The 1,127-nt window shown below is 44.4% G+C and carries 2 protein-coding genes; both read left to right on the top strand.

The annotated features are described in order from the left end of the window. Positions 1-114: 114 nt before the first annotated feature. On the top strand, positions 115-507 hold the full coding sequence (gene tssD, locus POREN0001_RS02135; protein WP_040580205.1) for a type VI secretion system tube protein TssD: 393 nt from the start codon (positions 115-117) through the stop codon (positions 505-507). Between the two features lie 115 nt (positions 508-622). After that, positions 623-1,081 carry a hypothetical protein gene (locus tag POREN0001_RS02130; protein WP_040580203.1) on the top strand — a complete coding sequence of 153 codons (459 nt, stop codon included), beginning with the start codon at positions 623-625 and terminating at the stop codon, positions 1,079-1,081. Positions 1,082-1,127: the final 46 nt, after the last annotated feature.

Genomic DNA, 1,127 nt, shown 5'->3' with positions numbered 1-1,127 from the left:
AGCAGATTTGTGGGATTTCGAGGAAAGTTGTAAATTGCAGTCGCAAAGGGGAGTTTCCGAGCGGGTGACAGACCATTGCAAAATGTATTAAAACTAATAAGAAACAAGAGAAGTATGGCATTTCGTTCAACTTTAAATCTCGGGGGCAAGGAATACGATGTCCTTGATTGCAAGTATTCGCTCCGTCGAGATGTGGACTCCAAGGGACGTCCCGCCTCAAACATTTATGGAGGTCGTATTCGTGTTCGCGTAGAATCGACGGCAGATACAACCATTCTAGAGCACATGGTGAATCAATTCAAGCCATTCAGTGGGAGTATCATCTTCAAGAAAGGCGATGAAGAGGCCAAGATGAAAGAACTGCAATTCGAGAATGCCTATATCATCGAATTTGAAGAAGGTATAGACATTGTAGGGGAAAACCCTATGTCTTTGTCAGTAACCATCTCGGCTCAGACCATCAAGATTGGAGGCGCTCAATACGAAGAAAACTGGCCTACGGCTTGATCGTCCACAACAACGTAAGTATGTTCCCACACGGTTTCAGAGAATTTTTTCTTTGATTCAGTGTGGGTTTCGTGCTTGCAGACATTTGCATCAAACAAAAAACAAAGATATACCTATGGGCATATTGAACTACGAAATCGGGGGTAACGAGGTCAAAATAGATGCTTCGGAAGCCATTGCCAATATTCCGGAGAATCGAACGCTGCTTCTTGAAAAGCTGACAGCCGAAGCCCCCGTCAATCCGGAAGCTGTAGAGGGATTAAGCACAATTGAGGAGGTTTTTTCCGCCTTCCAACCCAATGTAGATGTGGAGTTTGAAAGTGCCGAAGGAGAACCCGTGAAAGAAAACTTCCGCTTCTCGAATACCGCAGACTTTCAAATCAAGAATATGACGGACAGGAGTCGTTTTTTGAGCGGTCTTTCGACCCAAAAAGACTTCTATGAGAAGTTGGTGAAACAGCTGCGCACCAACAAGGTTCTCCAACGAGCCTTAGAGAATCCTGAGAGTCGCCAGGCTATCATAGATGCCTTGACGCAGTTGAAGAAAGAGTTGATGCAGACGTCAGTTCAGTAAAAGAGAGAATTGAGAGTATGGAAGAAAAAGAACAATTACAACGTGT

The organism is Porphyromonas endodontalis ATCC 35406 (assembly GCF_000174815.1).
GTDB lineage: Bacteria > Bacteroidota > Bacteroidia > Bacteroidales > Porphyromonadaceae > Porphyromonas > Porphyromonas endodontalis.
Note: the sequence above shows the minus strand (reverse complement) of the source record. Positions and strands in the feature narration are given on the sequence as shown.